The sequence below is a fragment of the Vibrio cholerae ATCC 14035 genome (assembly GCF_000621645.1).
Lineage (GTDB): Bacteria > Pseudomonadota > Gammaproteobacteria > Enterobacterales > Vibrionaceae > Vibrio > Vibrio cholerae.
Map to the genome: position 1 here is coordinate 193,874 of NZ_JHXR01000003.1, position 16,418 is coordinate 210,291.

A 16,418-nucleotide genomic window follows, 5' to 3' on the forward strand; every position below is an offset into this window, starting at 1 on the left:
GTCAATCCACTCATTATTTAAGGACGTTGAATGGACATTCGTCGTGCCAATAGCGCTGATCTCAATGCGCTCAATGCGTTAGAACAACAGCTTTTTGACGGGGATAGAATCTCTCCTCGCCAAATGAAGCGTTTTTTACATTCCGACCATGCGGCGTTATTCGTGGCAGATGCCGGCGACCAGCTGGCGGGATATGCATTGCTTCTATTTCATCAAGGTACACAGCTATCAAGATTGTATTCGATTGCCGTAAAACCTGAATTCAGAGGGCAGAGAATTGCTCAGAGTTTAGTCGAGCAATGCGAGCGTGCTGCTCTTGATCAAGGCTCAACTACATTACGGCTGGAAGTGCGTGAAGACAATACCGCCGCCCTAAAATTATATGAAAAGATGGGCTATAAAACCTTGAAGTTGCTCATCCATTACTATGACGATTTGTGCGATGGGCGCAGAATGCAGAAAAGGTTAACGCCTCAAGAGTCCAAAGTCTTGCTGCCGATGCCTTTGTATGTACAAACCACGCCATTTACTTGTGGTGCAGCCTGTCTGTTAATGAGTTTTGCCTGCTTGGATAAAACCTTTGAGCCGAGCCGCACGCAAGAGATGCAGCTGTGGCGTGAAGCCACCACGATTTTTATGGCGGCTGGGCATGGTGGCTGCAGTGGCCAAGGTTTGGCGCTGGCCGCCGCAAGACGTGGCTATCATGTTGAGCTATGGAATCAATCTCGATCAACGCCTTTTATTGATAGCGTACGTGACCCCAACAAAAAGCAGATCATTGAGTTAGTGCACCAAGATTTTTGCCAGCAACTTACCGAGCAAGATGTGAGTATGATTGATGCGCCGCCATCGCAAGCCCAGCTTGAAGAGTGGGTACGGCAAGGAGCCTGTGTGCTGCTGCTCATTAGCACGTACCGTTTTGATGGTAAGAAAGAGCCGCACTGGATTGTGCTCAGTGGCTTGAGTGATAAGTTCTTCTTTTTCCACGATCCGCATGCAGAATCGGAAGAGCATGTGAGCGGTTCGGGTTATATTCCGGTGGGCAAAGCGGCACTGTCGCAAATCATCGGCTTTGGTAAGCAAAAGCAGATCGCTTGTGTGGTGATCACACCTCGCCTATAGAGTTTGAGTGAAACACACATCAAAAAGTCATAATGACTCGATTTTTCGGTGTCATTATGACTTTTCCTTTTTCTAGTCTATTGATTTTAAATATGAATTATCTTGGCTTGGTTTGTGCTCATCACTGGTTCGGTCTGTGATGAAGTCGGCGAAGGAGCCAAAGTGATCAACATTATCGATAAACGTGTCGAAGAGCGTATTCCTGCCGTACTGCGGTTGGGATTTCGTCCTTTCTTCTTACTTGGCAGTGTTTATGCCGTGGTGGCGATTGTGGCTTGGGTGTGGATGTTTCAAACCGGACAACCGCCACGCTTGCAAGTCCCCGCGCTGTGGTGGCATGTGCATGAAATGCTGTTTGGTTTTGCGATGGCGATTGTGGCCGGATTTCTGCTCACGGCGGTGCAAAACTGGACGGGCATTACTGGCACGAAAAGTCACCGTTTAGCTCTCATTGTGGCTTTGTGGCTAATGGTGCGGATTCTGTTTTGGTTACCTGTGCCGCTCTGGTTAACGTCGAGTATTGAAGCGCTATTTCTTCTGGCGGTGGCCTATGAAGTGGGGTTACGGGTGGTAAAAGCCAAAGGTTGGCGCAACCTATTTTTTATCCCTCTGTTTCTGTTGGCGATTGCCGCTAACTTTGCCAGCTACGCCACCATTAAAGGCATGCCGCCATTCCCGAGCAGTGCGGTGTGGCAAGCCATGCTGTGGTGGTTTATGTTGCTGCTTTCGGTGATGGGCGGGCGAGTGATTCCGTTTTTTACTGCAAGACGCTTTCAATTTACCAAAGCGGAGCCGATTTTGGCTTTGGATGTGATCGCAAACGGTAGCTTACTGGCGCTGTTTGTACTTAGTTTCTTCCCATTGACCACGGCACAACTCGGCCAGCCTTTGATGCTGTTAGCTGGCGTCGCGCAATTGATCCGCTTTTTACGTTGGCAGTCTTGGCGTACAGTGAGTGAGCCTTTAGTCTGGTCACTGCATGCTGCCTATCTGTGTATCCCGCTGAGTTTGCTGCTGCGCGGGGGAGTGAATAACGCTTGGCTGAACCACAACTTACTGCATTTATTTGCGATTGGTGCGCTCTCTGGCCTAGTTTTAAGCATGATTGCGCGTGTCACTATGGGGCATACGGGACGAGCGATTTATCAAGGCCCTAACATGCAATGGGCATTTATCGCTTTGTTGCTTGCTGCACTTGTGCGCAGTTTCGGTGTGGGTTTGCTGCCGCAGCAGTTGCTGATTTGGGTGAACCTGAGCGCTGCGCTGTGGGTGATTGCGTTTGCACTGTTTGTGCTGCGCTTTGGCGCAATGTTGCTAAAACCAAGAGTGGATGGTCATCCCGGTTAAGCGTATTGAAATGCAAGATTTGAGATAAAAAAATGGCTTGGAAATTCAAGCCATTTTTCTTGCATCACGAACGTATCAAGATCAGTTGTTCTTGTGCAGTTCGCTGTTGAGTTCCACGGCCGATTTGTTGGCCAGACACTCAATTTGTCCAGTCAGTGAGTTACGACGGAACAGCAAATCCGAAACGCCAGCCAGATCGCGTGCTTTAACGATATCGACTTGGTTGCCATCTTTATCCAGCGTGCGCACTTTGGTGCCGGCCGTCACGTACAAGCCTGATTCCACAGTACAGCGATCGCCAAGTGGGAAGCCCAAGCCTGCGTTTGCACCAAGCAGAGAGTTTTCACCAATCGATACCACTACTTTGCCGCCGCCAGACAGCGTACCCATGATGGATGCGCCGCCGCCGATGTCTGAGCCATTGCCCACCACAACACCCGCAGAAATACGGCCTTCAACCATGCTCACGCCAGTGGTACCCGCGTTGAAGTTGATGAAGCCTTCATGCATGACTGTGGTGCCTTCACCCACATGTGCGCCAAGACGTACGCGAGAAGTGTCCGCGATACGAATACCTGCAGGGACCACGTAATCGACCATTTTCGGGAATTTGTCGACGCAATCGACCGTCAGCACTCGGCCAGCCAGACGCGCTTCGATTTGGCGCTCTGCCAGTTCTGGAAGATCAATGGGGCCTTCATTGGTCCATGCGATGTTGTGCAGCAGACCGAAAATGCCATCCAGTACCGTACCGTGTGGTTTAACCAGACGGTGAGAAATCAGTTGTAGCTTGAGGTAGCCTTCAGCCACGCTTTGTGGCTTTTCATCGCTGGCCAGAATCACCAGCACGAGAGGCTGTTTGGCATTGGCAGCTTTATCAGCAAATGCTGCGCTTGCGACTTGTTGATGAGCGGCGAAAACTGCGGCTAATTGCGCGCTTTGTGCCGCGGTAATGTCTAGCGCTTGATTGCCTTCTTGGTAACCCACGATCGGTGCCAATGCCGCAACCAAAGCGTCGCTAGGAGCCAGAATGGGGGGTGGGAAGAAGGCTTCAATAATTTTTCCATCACGATTTTTGGTCGCGGTTGCTAGACCTAAAGCAAAGTACGCCATGTGTATTCTCCATCATCAAATGTGGGTTGAGCTGTTTGCCCGCTTGTCATACATGGACAAAGCAAAGGCATTGAGTTGAGCATCCACAGCTCAACCGATAGGTGGTTCATCATAAAGAGTGGTTGAGCAGGATAAAAGACCGCAGAGGCAATACGTCTGTAGAAGAATGCATTTTGTCTTTTTAAAGTGATCCCCGTCCTACTTGAAGCTGTAGCGGTGTTGGCTACGTTCGTTTTTCGCAGTACTTCGTTTGTGAGCCAACCTCAGCAAATAAAAAAAACCGCTGGTTTCACTCAGCGGTTTTCTTGATTAGGCAGCGTCGTCGACCGACTCATCGTCATCACTGTCTGCAACCGCTTTCGGCTTCTTGCCCGTTGCTGGAGCAGGTTTACGCTTGGCTCCCAGTGCGCACAGTACGTCTTCTTTGTTTTGAGCCAAGAACATCGCCAGCTCTTCTTGCTTGGCTTCATCTTCGATCAGAGCACTTTTACCCAGCAGTTCGAACAACTCGTCTGCCATATCCAGCATTTTGTCATAAGCGTCAGCTTCGGCTTTCGAGGTAAAAGTCATTTTCTCTTCTCCGTTGCGCTCCACCACGTACTTCACGATAACAGCCATGGTTAATCCTCTAGTTTGTCGCTAAAAATAACTGGCTGTTTATACAGTTTTCATTCACTAAAGTCCAGTTGCGACCACCAAAATGCGCGCTGAGTCATATCCCTTGATTCACTGATTAATCGAGTTGCAGTAGGGCGCTTTGGCTCGCCCATTGGGGACAAAATTCAATGAACTGCCGTAGCAGTGGGTTTTGGTATTTCTCTTTATGAACCAACATCCAGAAGCGACGTTTCATATCGAGCGGGACATTGAGAATCACCACGCGCCCATCTTGTTGAGGCGTTTTCGCGGCTAATCGAGACAAGCAACCTAGCCCTAAACCGGAAGAGACACTATTGATCAGCGCTTCGGTGGTATTGAGTTCAAACGCTTCAATCCAGTGCTCGATGCGTGGCGCAATCACACGTAAGAAAAACTCGCGCGAGCCAGAACCTGCTTCACGCAGCACCCAATCACTGTGTTCAAAATCGCTCATGACCAAGCGCTCTTGCTGCGCGAGAGGATGATCGGGCGCACAGATGATACACATCTCATCTTGGCTAAACTGAGTAGAGATGAGCTCGGGATGTAGCGTTTTGCCTTCAATCAGACCGATATCGAGCTCGTAATCGACCAGCTTTTGGCACACTTGCGCTGAGTTGGAAATAAACAGGCTTTGTGACGGATGAGGATGCAACTGCCTAAAAGCACTGATCAGATAAGGTGCAACTTGATTACCTATGGTGTCACTCGAACCGATGCGCAGTTTGCCGGTAAGCACCTGCTGCTCTGCAAACAAACGGTCGATATCTTTGGCGCGTTGCAGCAGTTCATCGGCCATTGGCAGCAGTTTTTGCCCTTCTTGATTGAGCACCAAACGGTTGTTGACGCGATCAAACAGTGCGTGACCAAGCTGTTTTTCCAGCTCTGACAGCGCGACACTGACCGCGGCTTTGGAGAGGCACAGCACTTCTGCGGCGACAGTCAAACTTTTATGTTGAGTGATGGTGGTGAAAACCCGCAATTGTTTGAGCGAAATATGGCTAGCCATGGCGACCGTTTAGTTTTATTGAACATGTGTTAGAAATAATTAGATAGTTGAAAACAAAGTGCAAGCGTAAGATGCGTTTATTAACCGATAACCATCAATAGAGAGACAGTATGATTCGAGCAGCAAAAGCGAAAGTGATGGGAGCGCCGACCCCAATGGCCGGCCTCGCGCTAGGGATTGCGAGCTTGGGATGGAGTTGGGAAAACATGATTGCGGCACACGGTGTCGCGCAGTGGGTGGGTGCAGCAATCGCCAGTGTGCTATTGATTGTGCTGGCCTTTAAATTTTTATGGCACGGTCACTTGTTACGCCAAGATTTGGCGCATCCGGTAGTGGGCAGTGTGGTGCCAACCTTTGCCATGGCAACCATGGTGGTATCGGCGTCGCTGGGGCATTTTTACCCTGTGGCTGGCGATGCTTTGTGGCTGTTTGCTGTGGGCTTACACATTCTGTTTTTGGTGAGTTTTTTGTATCACCGCGCACAAGCGTTTGAGCTGCACCACATGGTGCCAAGCTGGTTTGTGCCTCCTGTCGGCATTATTGTCGCTGACGTTTCTTTCTCGGGCCATCCTGCGTTAGCGCCAATTGCCTACGCGTGTTTAGTGTTTGGCATGCTGGCTTACGCCGTGATGCTGCCTATGATGATCTATCGTTTTATTTTTACACATGAAATTCCAGATGCGGCGAAGCCAACATTGGCGATCATGGCCGCGCCAGCCAGCCTCTCTCTGGCGGGGTATTTGACCGTAGTGTCCGAGCCTTCACCTGTGATTGTGGCGCTGCTGTTTGGCATTGCGGTGCTGATGACCGCCATCATCTACTTGGCGTTCACGCGCTTACTGCGTCTGCCTTTTAGTCCCGGCTACGCGGCATTCACCTTCCCGATGGTGATTGGTGCGACCGCGCTGTTTAAAATGGCGCACTGGATGGAAAATATCGGTGTAGCAGAGCATTACGTAGCACAAGTGCATTGGTTAGCGAGCCTTGAGCTGATCGTAGCCACGGTGGTGGTGAGCTATGTTGCGATTCGTTATCTGGCCTTTTATCAACCACACAAAGTGTTAGTGGGTTCTCGTTAACCATTCCCTTCCTACTTGAAGTTGCAGCGGTGTTGGCTACGTTCGTTCACCCCAATCACATAGTTTGTCTATGCTCATGGGGACTCACTCACTTGCCGCCTACCTGCAACTCCAAGTTGTTTGGGGATATATTGAGATCCTAGCCCGCGCTTTTTTATCCTTCCCGACATGCACTTATGCTACTCTCAGCTCATGATGAGTCGAGCAGCATGAGTGCATTGTGTTTACGGTCTACCACTCCAACCAAGTTGAAACGCTGAAGATCCTGTTGGTGCATTTAATCAAAAATGAACCGTTGGACGATCCCTTTATTCCTGAGAGCATTTTGGTGCAAAGCCCCGGCATGTCGCAGTGGCTGAAAATGGCGCTGGCTAGCGAATTAGGGGTTGCCGCGAATCTTGAGTTTCCTCTACCGGCAACCTTTATCTGGCAGATGTTTACTCAAGTGTTGCCCGATGTGCCGCAGCGCAGCGCCTTCAATAAAGAAGCCATGAGTTGGCGTTTGATGGAGCTACTGCCCAAGCTGCTTGACCGAGCCGAATTCCAACCGCTGCAACGCTATTTACAAGACGATGAAGATGATTCTAAGCGCTTCCAATTAGCGGAAAAAATTGCCGATATTTTTGATGGTTACTTGGTGTATCGCCCCGACTGGATTTTAAGTTGGGAAGCGGGGGAAGAGGTGGCGGAAATCGCTGACCAACACCCGTGGCAGCCGATTTTGTGGCGTGAACTCTACGCTTACACGCATAAGCAAGGGCACTCGATTTATCACCGTGCTAACCTCTATCAGCGTTTTATTGAACAGTTGGCGAGTGGCGATTTTGATCGCAGCACATGGCCTAAGCGGTTGTTCATCTTCGGTATTTCTGCGCTGCCGCCCCGTTATATTGATGCGCTGCGCGCGATGGGGGAGCATATCGACGTGCACCTGATGCTGACCAACCCTTGTCAGCACTATTGGGGCGACATTCGTGACCGTAAATATCTGGCGCGAGTGGCAGCGCAAAAACGCAAGCTCCTGCACATTAACGGTGAGCAAGTCACTGTTGGCAGTGAAGTCTCGCCGCTCAAAGGCGATGTGGAAAACTATCTGCAAGAGTCGATGCACCTGAGTCACGCGGTGGGCAATAGCTTACTGGCCTCGATGGGCAAAATGGGGCGCGATAATCTCTATCTTCTGGCACAAAACGATCAGTCTGAATTAGAGCTGTTTATTGAGATTCAACGCGACTCGCTGCTGCATCACATCCAAGCAGATATTTTGCATCTGCAAGAGCATCAAGACGATGCCAAGTTTGCCAGCAGCGGTCATAAACCCAGCATTGCCGCGCAGGATGATTCCCTGCAGATTGCCCTATGTCACAGCCCAATTCGTGAAGTGGAAGTGCTGCACGACCGACTGCTGGCCGAGTTTGAGCGTGACCCTAGCCTGAAACCGCGCGATGTGATTGTGATGGTGCCTGACATTAACGCCTACGCGCCTTACATTCAGGCGGTGTTTGGCAACGCGCCCGGCGAGCGTTTTATTCCGTTTTCAATTTCCGATCGCAGCGCCGATCAGGAAAGCCCTATCTTAACCGCCTTCTTGCAGTTGTTAGCGCTGCCGCAATCACGCTGTCTGGCTTCTGAACTGCTTGAGCTACTTGAAACCCCGGCGATTATGGCGCGTTTTGCGATTGACGAAGAAGAGTTTGCCACTGCCAAACGTTGGGTCGAAGAAGCGGGCATTCGTTGGGGGCTGAATAGCGACACGGGTGCGGAGTTTGAACTGCCCGCCAGTGAACAAAATACGTGGCAGTTTGGCATTGAACGTATGTTACTGGGTTACGCCATGCCGGCTGAAGCGGGATTGTATGAACTTGGCGGCCAGTGGCTTGCTCCTTATAACCAAGTCCAAGGTATGAGCGCTGAGTTGGCGGGTAAGCTCGCACACTTTGTGGAAACGCTCAGCGATCTGCGTAGCCAACTGGCGCAAACCCAAAGCATGGAACAGTGGCGTTATTGGCTCAACGAGCTGTTGGAGCGCTGTTTTAGTGTCGATCTGCAAGGTGAGCTGGCGCTGAAAACCATCCGCGATAGTTTGGTGAACCTAAAACAGCAGTTGGCCGACGCGGGCTACCAACAAGCGATTTCACCGGCCATTATTCGCCAAGTGCTGACCAATAAACTCTCCGGAACTCGGATTAGCCAACGCTTTTTAGCGGGACAAGTGAACTTCTGTACCCTGATGCCGATGCGTTCGATCCCGTTTCGCCGAGTGTGCCTGCTTGGCATGAATGATGGGGTTTATCCACCCAATGAAATGGTGGAGGGGTTTGACCTGCGCAATGTGCAGCGCCGAGTCGGCGACCGTTCACGGCGTGAAGAATCACGCTACCTATTTCTCGAAGCCTTGTTGTCAGCCAAAGAACAGCTTTATATCAGCTATGTCGGCCGCTCGATTCAAGATAACAGCGAGCGCGTGCCTTCAGTGCTGGTCAGCGAGCTTTTGGAATATTGCGAGCAGAACTACTGCTTGGCAGGCGATGAAAATCTAGAAAGTGATGACTCAGGACGCCGTTTGGTTGAGCACTTAACCACTCAGTATCCTATGGTGCCGTTCAGCCCGCAGGCGTTTATCGCTGGCAGTTTTGCCCGTGAATGGCTGCCTGCAGCGCGTCGCCAAGGGCAGAGCAGCGCAGATTTTCTCACCCCACTCAGTGATTATCTGCTCGAAGTGAGTTGGCCGATGGAGCTGGATCTGGTTGAGCTGCAACGTTTTTGGCGTCTGCCGGTGGCGTATTTTTTCAAACGCCGCTTGAAAGTGAGCTTTGAGCCGCCGCTGGCTGTGCTGGAAGATGATGAGCCGTTTGCTTTGGATGGATTGAGCGCGTATCAGTTGCGTGATGAGTTAGTGGAAAATCTGCTGGCTTGCTGTGATGGCGCAGAGCGCGACCAAGTGGTGGCGCAGTTTGCTAAGCAGCAACGAGCGCAAGGCAAGTTGCCGGTGGCGGCGTTTGGCGATCTTGAATTGGCGCAAAGTGCGCAGCAAGCTTTGGCGCTGGCGGAAAAAATTGGCTTTTTGTGTCACCAACCACTGGAAGATGAAGAGATTGATCTACGCTTGCAGCCCTTTGACGATGGCCGAGAAGTCTTACTACGTGGTTGGCTCGTGAAGCGTTATCAATCTGGCTTGGTGCGCGCACGCAGTGGCGCGATTCGCTCGGAAGATTTATTAGCCGCATGGATTGATCATCTTTGCTTGGCGGTGAGCGGCAAAGCCGTCACGACCCATTTGATTGGTTATGAGCGCAAAGAAGGAGTGCAGCACCAAATGCTGCCGCCACTTAATGACGCGCAGCAAGCCAAGGCGCTACTGAGTGAACTGGTGGCGCTGTTTTGCCAAGGCATGAACCAGCCTTTGGCTTATTTCCCGAAAACGGCGTTGGCTTGCGTTGAGGCGGGATTTTCCCGTGGCAAATGGCAGGAAGATGAAGAGAAGTCCTACAAGAAAATGGCGGACACCTTCAACGATAGCTTTTACATCAAGGGTGAAGGCGGTAATCGCTACATCGCGCGTATTTGGCCGCAGTGGAGTAATGAACTGGCAAAATCGCTGCGCCAATTGGCCATCACAGTGCTGCAAACACCGCGTTTACAAGTGCAAGATGCCAAACAGGTTTAATCATGAATGACGTGGGAAGTGGGTGGCCGCCAGAAAATCATTATTGGTGTAGGGCGTTCGCTGTACGGCCACAGGTCAGAGGGACCTAAATTCTTGTGTAACCAATGAATTTGTTAACGTGCGCGCAGTGTAAAGCGCCGCCTTGGCTTGTGCCGTGAAGTGGATCCCATAAGCCCATACTCAATCACGGTTTTTAGTTTAATGCAGAGAAATATTCGTTTTAGGTCACATCTCTGTCATCGGTAGATAGAAGGATTAAGGCTGATGAGTGCCGATTCAAATAAGCTCGCTGTTACGCTCGATACGTTGCGTTTTCCTTTGCATGGAGCGCGGCTGATTGAGGCCTCGGCAGGCACCGGAAAAACCTACACCATTGCCGGACTCTATCTGCGTCTGGTGCTTGGACATGGCTGCGCGGAAACTCGTCACGCGCATCCACTGAGTGTGGATCAAATTCTGGTGGTGACTTTTACCGAAGCGGCCACTGCAGAGCTGCGTGACCGTATTCGTCGCCGCTTGCACGATGCGCGCCTCGCTTTTGCTCGTGGCGCGAGTGACGATCCGCTGCTTCGCTCCCTGCTGGCTGAATTTACCGATCACAACTTAGCCGTCTCTTTGTTGCTGAGTGCCGAGCGGCAGATGGATGAAGCAGCGATTTTCACCATCCACGGTTTTTGCCAACGGATGCTGACGCAAAATGCGTTTGAATCGGGCAGTCGCTTTGAAAATGAATTCGTCACTGATGAAAGTAGTCTCAAAGCTCAAGTGGTGGCCGATTATTGGCGCAGACAGTTCTACCCTTTGCCCATTGCCCTCGCGAGCGAAGTGCGCCGCTTATGGCCTGCACCCTCTGCACTGTTGGCTGAGATTGCCGGTTATCTTTCTGGGCCGCCAGTCAAACTGACCACACCTTTGATGGAAGGGGATTTGGCCGCGCTGCAACAAGCGCAGATAGCGCGCATTAGCGAGATTAAGCAGCACTGGTTAGCGGAGCGAGAGGAGATTGAGCCCGCAGTAACTGGCTCTGACCTGCACAAAAATAGCCAAAATGCGCTGCTGCGCCGTTTGCCGATTCTGGATGCTTGGGCGCAAAGTGAAACGCACGATCTGCACGTGCCGTCAGAGCTTGAAGAGTTCACCCAAAGCGGGTTGCTTGCCAAATCAAAGAAAGGCAATCCGCCACAATTAGCGCTGTTTGAACGAATAGAAGCATTTCTTGCTGAGCCTGTGTCACTCAAAACACCGCTTTTGGTGCATGCGATTCATCACTGTCGTCACTGGTTGGCGAAAGCCAAATCCACCCATCATTGGCTCTCGTTTGATGACTTACTGACTCAACTCAGCGCTGCGCTCGATAATGATGAGCAAGGGCTATTGGGCGAGCGGATCCGCTCGCTTTATCCGGTGGCGATGATCGACGAATTCCAAGATACCGACCCGCTGCAGTACAGCATTTTCAGTCGGCTGTATCTGGACCATCCGCAGTGTGGCTTGTTGATGATCGGCGACCCGAAACAGGCGATTTACGCCTTCCGTGGCGCCGATATTTTCACTTACATCAAAGCGCGTAATCAGGTGAGCGCTCACTACACCTTGGGTACGAACTGGCGCTCCAGCGCGGCTATGGTGGCGGCCGTGAATCAAGTGTTTAGCTCCGCGACTCATCCGTTTATTTACAGTGATGACATTCCCTTTCAGCCCGTGGCGGCAAGCCCTGGTACTGATAAACGCCATTGGTCACTGGAGGGGCAAGTACAACCAGCCTTGACCTATTGGTGGCCGGAAGATCTCGATAAGCCGCAAAGCAAGACCGATTACTACGCGCAAATGGCTGAGGCGTGTGCGGCGCAAATCCAGCACATTTTGACTGCTTCGGCCTCTGGCGCGGCGGCCTTTCACCGTGGCGAGGCGATTGAAGCGGGCGATCTGGCGGTGCTAGTGCGTACCGGTAATGAAGCGCGTATGGTGCGTGATGCGCTCAGTCAGCAAGGCATCGCCAGTGTTTACCTTTCCAACCGTGACAGCGTGTTTGCCAGTGATGTGGCGCAAGATATTGAACGCTTGCTGCTCGCCGTGTGGCAGCCAGAAGATGAACGCTTGCTCCGTGCGGCCATCGCCTCGAATCTGTTTGCGTTAACCGCCAGCGAGCTGGATGCGCTGAATAACGATGAAAACGAATGGGAACAGTTAATTGCCGAATTTCGTCAATATCGCCGCTTGTGGAGCGAGCGCGGCGTATTGCCGATGCTGCGGGCGGTATTAACTCAGCGCCACATCGCCGAGCGTTGGCTGACGGAAAGTGAAGGTGAGCGCTGGCTCACCGATTATCTGCACATCAGCGAACTCTTGCAGCAAGCGACGCGTGAGATCGATAGCGATCAGGGCTTACTGCGTTTTCTGACTCAGGCGATGGCGGATGCTGCCCAAGGATTGGGGGGCAGTGATGAGCAGATCCAGCGTCTCGAATCTGAGCGGCGTCTGGTGCAGATTGTCACCATCCACAAATCAAAAGGGCTTGAGTACCCGCTGGTGTTTTTGCCGTTTGTGATGAGCTATCGCGAGAGCAGTGAAGGCAAATATTACGATACTGAATCGGCCACTACTTGGGTCGATTTAACCGGCAATGAAGAGGCGTTAGCCAAAGCCGATCAAGAACGTTTGGCAGAAGATTTACGCTTGCTGTATGTGGCGCTCACTCGCGCAGTGTATGGCTGTTTTATTGGGATTGCGCCGCTGCGCAACGGCAATTCGAGCCAAGAGCCGACCTCGGCGCATCGCAGTGCGATGGGGTTTCTGCTGCAAGATGGTCAAGAAGGTGGTATCGCGGATCTGCAGCAAGCGCTGCTTAAACAGTGTGAAAACTTGCCAGATGTCGTGCAATGCCCGCCACCGAAGCGTTTCGAACAAGCGTATCAGCCACCCCAATTGGACGAGCGAGAGCTGACTGCCCGTGAGTTAAGCCAAGCGATTGATCGCCGTTGGCGAGTGACCAGTTACTCAGGCTTGGTGATGCAATCAAGTCATGCTCGCCATGATCCTTTGCAAGAGTTGCCCTTGCTTGAAGTAGGCGGTTTTGATCTTGATAGTGCGCAAGAGCGTGATGGAGCGGCGCTGGAATCTGTCGAGCGTTCGATTTTCAATTTCCCGCGTGGCGCACGCCCCGGCACTTTCTTGCATTCGCTGTTTGAAGAGGTGGATTTCCAGCAATCGGCACACAGTGAACCCAATACTAAAATCATCCTTGATTTGATGGAAAGTGAGCAGATTGAAAGCGAGTGGCTGCCGGTGTTGCAACACTTGGTTGACACCGTATTGAGCACGCCACTGGATGGTAAAGCGCTGCGCTTACAACAAATTATGGCCGCCCAGCGTCTGACCGAGTTGGAGTTTTTATTGCCGATCGAAGTGTTGGATGCGCCAACCCTGAATCGCATCACCCAGCGTCACGATCCGCTTTCGGCACAGGCGGGCGATCTCGGTTTTCATGCGGTGCAAGGCATGCTCAAAGGCTTTATCGATCTGGTGTTTCAATATCAAGGGCGCTATTACGTGCTGGACTGGAAATCCAACCATTTAGGTGACGATCCTGCGGCGTATCATCCACAGCGTTTGAGCGGTGCGATGGCCGATCACCGTTACGATCTGCAATACCAGATTTACGCGTTAGCGCTGCATCGCTTTTTGCGCAGCCGTTTAGCCCATTACAATTACGAGCAGCATTTCGGCGGCGTGTTTTATCTCTTCTTACGCGGGATGGATGGCCGCACCGATCAAGGCGTGTTCCATACCAAGCCAAGCTTGGCCTTGTTAGATGAGTTGGATGGATTGATTGCAGGGCGCGAGCTGGCACAAAGAGCGAGTAAAGCTGGGCAGATGGAGCTTGATTTATGATGTTTTGGGATAGTGAAGTAGCGAAACGTCTGCTGGCACAAGGCGCGCTGCGTCCTTTGGATGTGCAGTTTGCCCGCTTTATTGGCAAGCAAGCCGCATTGGCAGGGCACAACGCTGCAGAAAGTGAACTGTTGAGTGTGCTGAGCGCGGCGCTCAGTGCAGAACTTGGGCGTGGACACATCTGTTTGCCACTGTGGGATGCACAGGGTAATCGCTGCGATCTGGCGGCGCTGATTGGTCTTTATGGTGAAGCGAGTTTGCAGCACAGTGAACGCTGGTTAGCGTTAGACTGGCAAGCCTTACTGCAAGCCTCGCCGTTGGTGGGGAAGCAAGGTGAAGCGGTGCCGTTAATGTTTGATGGCGCAAGGCTCTATCTGCATCGCTACTGGCATTATGAAAAGCAACTGGCAGCGCGATTGACTGAGTTGGCCGCACCCCAACGTTTAAGCCCTGCTGAACTGGCTAACTTGCGTGAACGCCTGAATACCTTATTTGCCCGCGACTATTTAGGCTTGTGGCAAGCACTACAACAAAAGCCGCTGAGTTCGGTCGAGCGGATTCAACTGCTGAATGATCGATTGGATGTGGTGGAGTCGGATGCGCTGGATTGGCCAGCGATTGAAGCTGTAGTCGAAAAAGCGCAGCGTGCCGCGGATTTGCAAGCTTTAGAGCAGCTTATTCCGCTTACTCACTGCTTAAACTGGCAAAAAGTGGCGGCTGCCGTCGCGCTCACGCGCCGTTTTGCGGTGATTTCCGGTGGGCCGGGAACCGGCAAAACCACCACAGTGACCAAGCTTCTGGCGGCGCTGATTAGCCAAAGCATGGCGCAAGGTAAAGTGCCAGAGATCAAATTGATTGCTCCAACCGGTAAAGCCGCGGCACGCTTAACCGAATCGATGGGTAAAGCGGTGAGTCAGCTGGCGATAGAGCCTGAGATCGCCGCGGCGATCCCAAGCACTTCCAGTACCATTCACCGTTTGCTTGGCGCGATTCCGGGCAGCGCTGAGTTTCGTCATCATGCACGTAATCCACTCCATCTTGATCTGTTGGTGGTGGATGAAGCGTCCATGGTCGATCTGCCTTTGATGGTGAAACTGGTCGAAGCGCTGCCCAAGCACGCTCGGTTGATTTTACTTGGCGATAAAGATCAGTTGGCCTCGGTAGAAGCGGGGGCGGTGCTCGGTGATATTTGTACCTTCCTGAACCAAGGTTACGGTAATGAGCAGGGCGCGCAGTTGGCTGAACTGACGGGGTTTGCCTCTTTGCGCCAAACTGCCAGTAAGACGGTGAATCCGGTGGCGGATTGCTTATGCATGCTGCAAAAAAGCTACCGTTTTGATGCACGTTCTGGCATTGGCCAACTGGCGAAAGCGATCAACAGTGGATCTCCGGCGCGCGTTGAAACTGTGTGGCAGCAATCGTTCAGCGATATTGAACATTTTGCCCTTAGTGGCGAGCATTATCAGCAACTGCTGCAAACCTTAGTGCAGGCTTATCGTCCTTATCTGAATTTGCTCAATCAATCGACTGAGCAGTTTGAGTCGACAAAGCAAACCATGCTCACACTAGCCAAATCAGCACTCGATGCGTTTAGTCGCTGCCGATTATTGTGCGCGTTACGTGAAGGCGATTTTGGGGTGATGGGGCTGAACACTCGCATCGAACGGGCGTTGAATGCGCACAAGCTGATTAAAACTCAAGAAGAGATCTGGTATCACGGGCGACCGATCATGGTCACGCGTAACGATCATGGCTTGGGGCTATACAATGGTGATATCGGTTTGTGTATGCGCGATCGTGACGATGATCAGGGCAGACTGAAAGTCTATTTTGAGCTGCCGGATGGCAGCATTAAAGCCGTGTTACCGAGCCGAGTCCCGCAACATGAAACCGCGTATGCGATGACCATACATAAATCGCAAGGCAGCGAATTTGATTTAACTTTGCTGATTTTACCGCCGGATTACAGTCCGATTCTGACGCGTGAGTTAGTTTACACGGGGATCACAAGGGCGAAAAAACAGCTCAAATTGTATTGCGATAACAAGGTATTGCAGCGGGCAATTAAAGTGAAAACCCAACGGGCGAGTGGCTTAGTGGCAAGGTTGGAGCAGTAAATGCTCCGCCATTCCGTGGCGGCACAGCATTAAAGGTTGGCAAAAGCTTTAGTAAAGGTGATGCTGCGGATCTGGTAACGTTCACGCGATTGGAGCAGAAACGTTTTGAGATTATCACTGACGGGAAATACGCAGTGTACATCAAGCCCGGAGAGGAACTCAGCGTCAGCCATGTCCCAAAAGCTTTGTAGAGAATTACAAATAACGGTTTTCATAGACGATTTGCTCTTAGATACGGAATGTACTCATAAAAGCAATCCATGCGTGAATTGAGAAAGATCTCAAGCGTCAAATCCTGACTCGATGATTGAACAACATTTAATCAAACGCGCGCATTCTACCGATCTCTCTCACAAAATAAAAGCGAAAATCGAAGAAAAAAGATGCAACAATTTGCATCTTTTGTTCACTTCTGTTCACACGCTTTTCAACCT

At 51.5% G+C, this 16,418-nt stretch carries 10 protein-coding genes; 6 read left to right on the forward strand and 4 right to left on the reverse strand.

The features are described from left to right. The first annotated feature begins 30 nt into the window (after positions 1-30). Complete coding sequence (locus T411_RS0104310; protein WP_000354943.1) at positions 31-1,122, forward strand: GNAT family N-acetyltransferase/peptidase C39 family protein; 1,092 nt, start codon at positions 31-33, stop codon at positions 1,120-1,122. A gap of 162 nt (positions 1,123-1,284) precedes the next feature. After that, positions 1,285-2,469, forward strand: a complete 1,185-nt coding sequence (locus T411_RS0104315) for an NnrS family protein (protein ID WP_002034512.1) — start codon at positions 1,285-1,287, stop codon at positions 2,467-2,469. Positions 2,470-2,550: 81 nt separating this feature from the next. Here the strand turns inward: T411_RS0104315 and dapD are convergent, their stop codons facing one another. From dapD to T411_RS0104330, 3 genes are all read right to left on the reverse strand, one after another. Beyond that, entirely contained in the window at positions 2,551-3,582 is a 1,032-nt protein-coding gene (gene dapD, locus T411_RS0104320; protein WP_000312986.1) for a 2,3,4,5-tetrahydropyridine-2,6-dicarboxylate N-succinyltransferase, read from the reverse strand. A gap of 309 nt (positions 3,583-3,891) precedes the next feature. Beyond that, positions 3,892-4,200, reverse strand: a complete 309-nt coding sequence (locus T411_RS0104325) for a YebG family protein (RefSeq protein WP_000268537.1) — start codon at positions 4,198-4,200, stop codon at positions 3,892-3,894. Positions 4,201-4,315: 115 nt separating this feature from the next. Beyond that, a complete protein-coding gene (locus T411_RS0104330) occupies positions 4,316-5,230 on the reverse strand; it encodes a LysR family transcriptional regulator (RefSeq protein WP_000146408.1) in 915 nt (304 codons plus the stop codon). A gap of 110 nt (positions 5,231-5,340) precedes the next feature. On the opposite strand from T411_RS0104330, the gene T411_RS0104335 reads away from it, so the two are divergent. From T411_RS0104335 to recD, 4 genes are all read left to right on the forward strand, one after another. After that, on the forward strand, positions 5,341-6,309 hold the full coding sequence (locus T411_RS0104335) for a TDT family transporter (RefSeq protein WP_000617198.1): 969 nt from the start codon (positions 5,341-5,343) through the stop codon (positions 6,307-6,309). A gap of 220 nt (positions 6,310-6,529) precedes the next feature. Next, positions 6,530-9,976: an exodeoxyribonuclease V subunit gamma gene (gene recC / locus T411_RS0104340; protein WP_000495611.1), complete on the forward strand. Its 3,447-nt coding sequence runs from the start codon at positions 6,530-6,532 to the stop codon at positions 9,974-9,976. Between the two features lie 264 nt (positions 9,977-10,240). Continuing rightward, positions 10,241-13,867 carry an exodeoxyribonuclease V subunit beta gene (recB, locus tag T411_RS0104345; protein WP_001271609.1) on the forward strand — a complete coding sequence of 1,209 codons (3,627 nt, stop codon included), beginning with the start codon at positions 10,241-10,243 and terminating at the stop codon, positions 13,865-13,867. Continuing rightward, a complete protein-coding gene (gene recD / locus T411_RS0104350) occupies positions 13,864-15,984 on the forward strand; it encodes an exodeoxyribonuclease V subunit alpha (RefSeq protein ID WP_000971687.1) in 2,121 nt (706 codons plus the stop codon). Before recB ends, recD begins: the two co-directional genes overlap by 4 nt. Positions 15,985-16,013: 29 nt before the next feature. Here the strand turns inward: recD and T411_RS0104355 are convergent, their stop codons facing one another. Further along, positions 16,014-16,199, reverse strand: coding sequence for a hypothetical protein (locus T411_RS0104355; protein ID WP_000859478.1), 186 nt, complete (start codon positions 16,197-16,199; stop codon positions 16,014-16,016). Positions 16,200-16,418 lie beyond the last annotated feature (219 nt).

Bases quoted from the DNA above. Each gene is read 5' to 3' on its own strand.
- dapD (WP_000312986.1), bottom strand. From the start codon at position 3,582: ATGGCGTACTTTGCTTTAGGTCTAGCAACCGCGACCAAAAATCGTGAT.
- T411_RS0104325 (WP_000268537.1), bottom strand. From the start codon at position 4,200: ATGGCTGTTATCGTGAAGTACGTGGTGGAGCGCAACGGAGAAGAGAAA.
- T411_RS0104310 (WP_000354943.1), top strand. From the start codon at position 31: ATGGACATTCGTCGTGCCAATAGCGCTGATCTCAATGCGCTCAATGCG.
- T411_RS0104335 (WP_000617198.1), top strand. From the start codon at position 5,341: ATGATTCGAGCAGCAAAAGCGAAAGTGATGGGAGCGCCGACCCCAATG.
- T411_RS0104355 (WP_000859478.1), bottom strand. From the start codon at position 16,199: ATGAAAACCGTTATTTGTAATTCTCTACAAAGCTTTTGGGACATGGCT.
- T411_RS0104330 (WP_000146408.1), bottom strand. From the start codon at position 5,230: ATGGCTAGCCATATTTCGCTCAAACAATTGCGGGTTTTCACCACCATC.
- recD (WP_000971687.1), top strand. From the start codon at position 13,864: ATGATGTTTTGGGATAGTGAAGTAGCGAAACGTCTGCTGGCACAAGGC.
- recB (WP_001271609.1), top strand. From the start codon at position 10,241: ATGAGTGCCGATTCAAATAAGCTCGCTGTTACGCTCGATACGTTGCGT.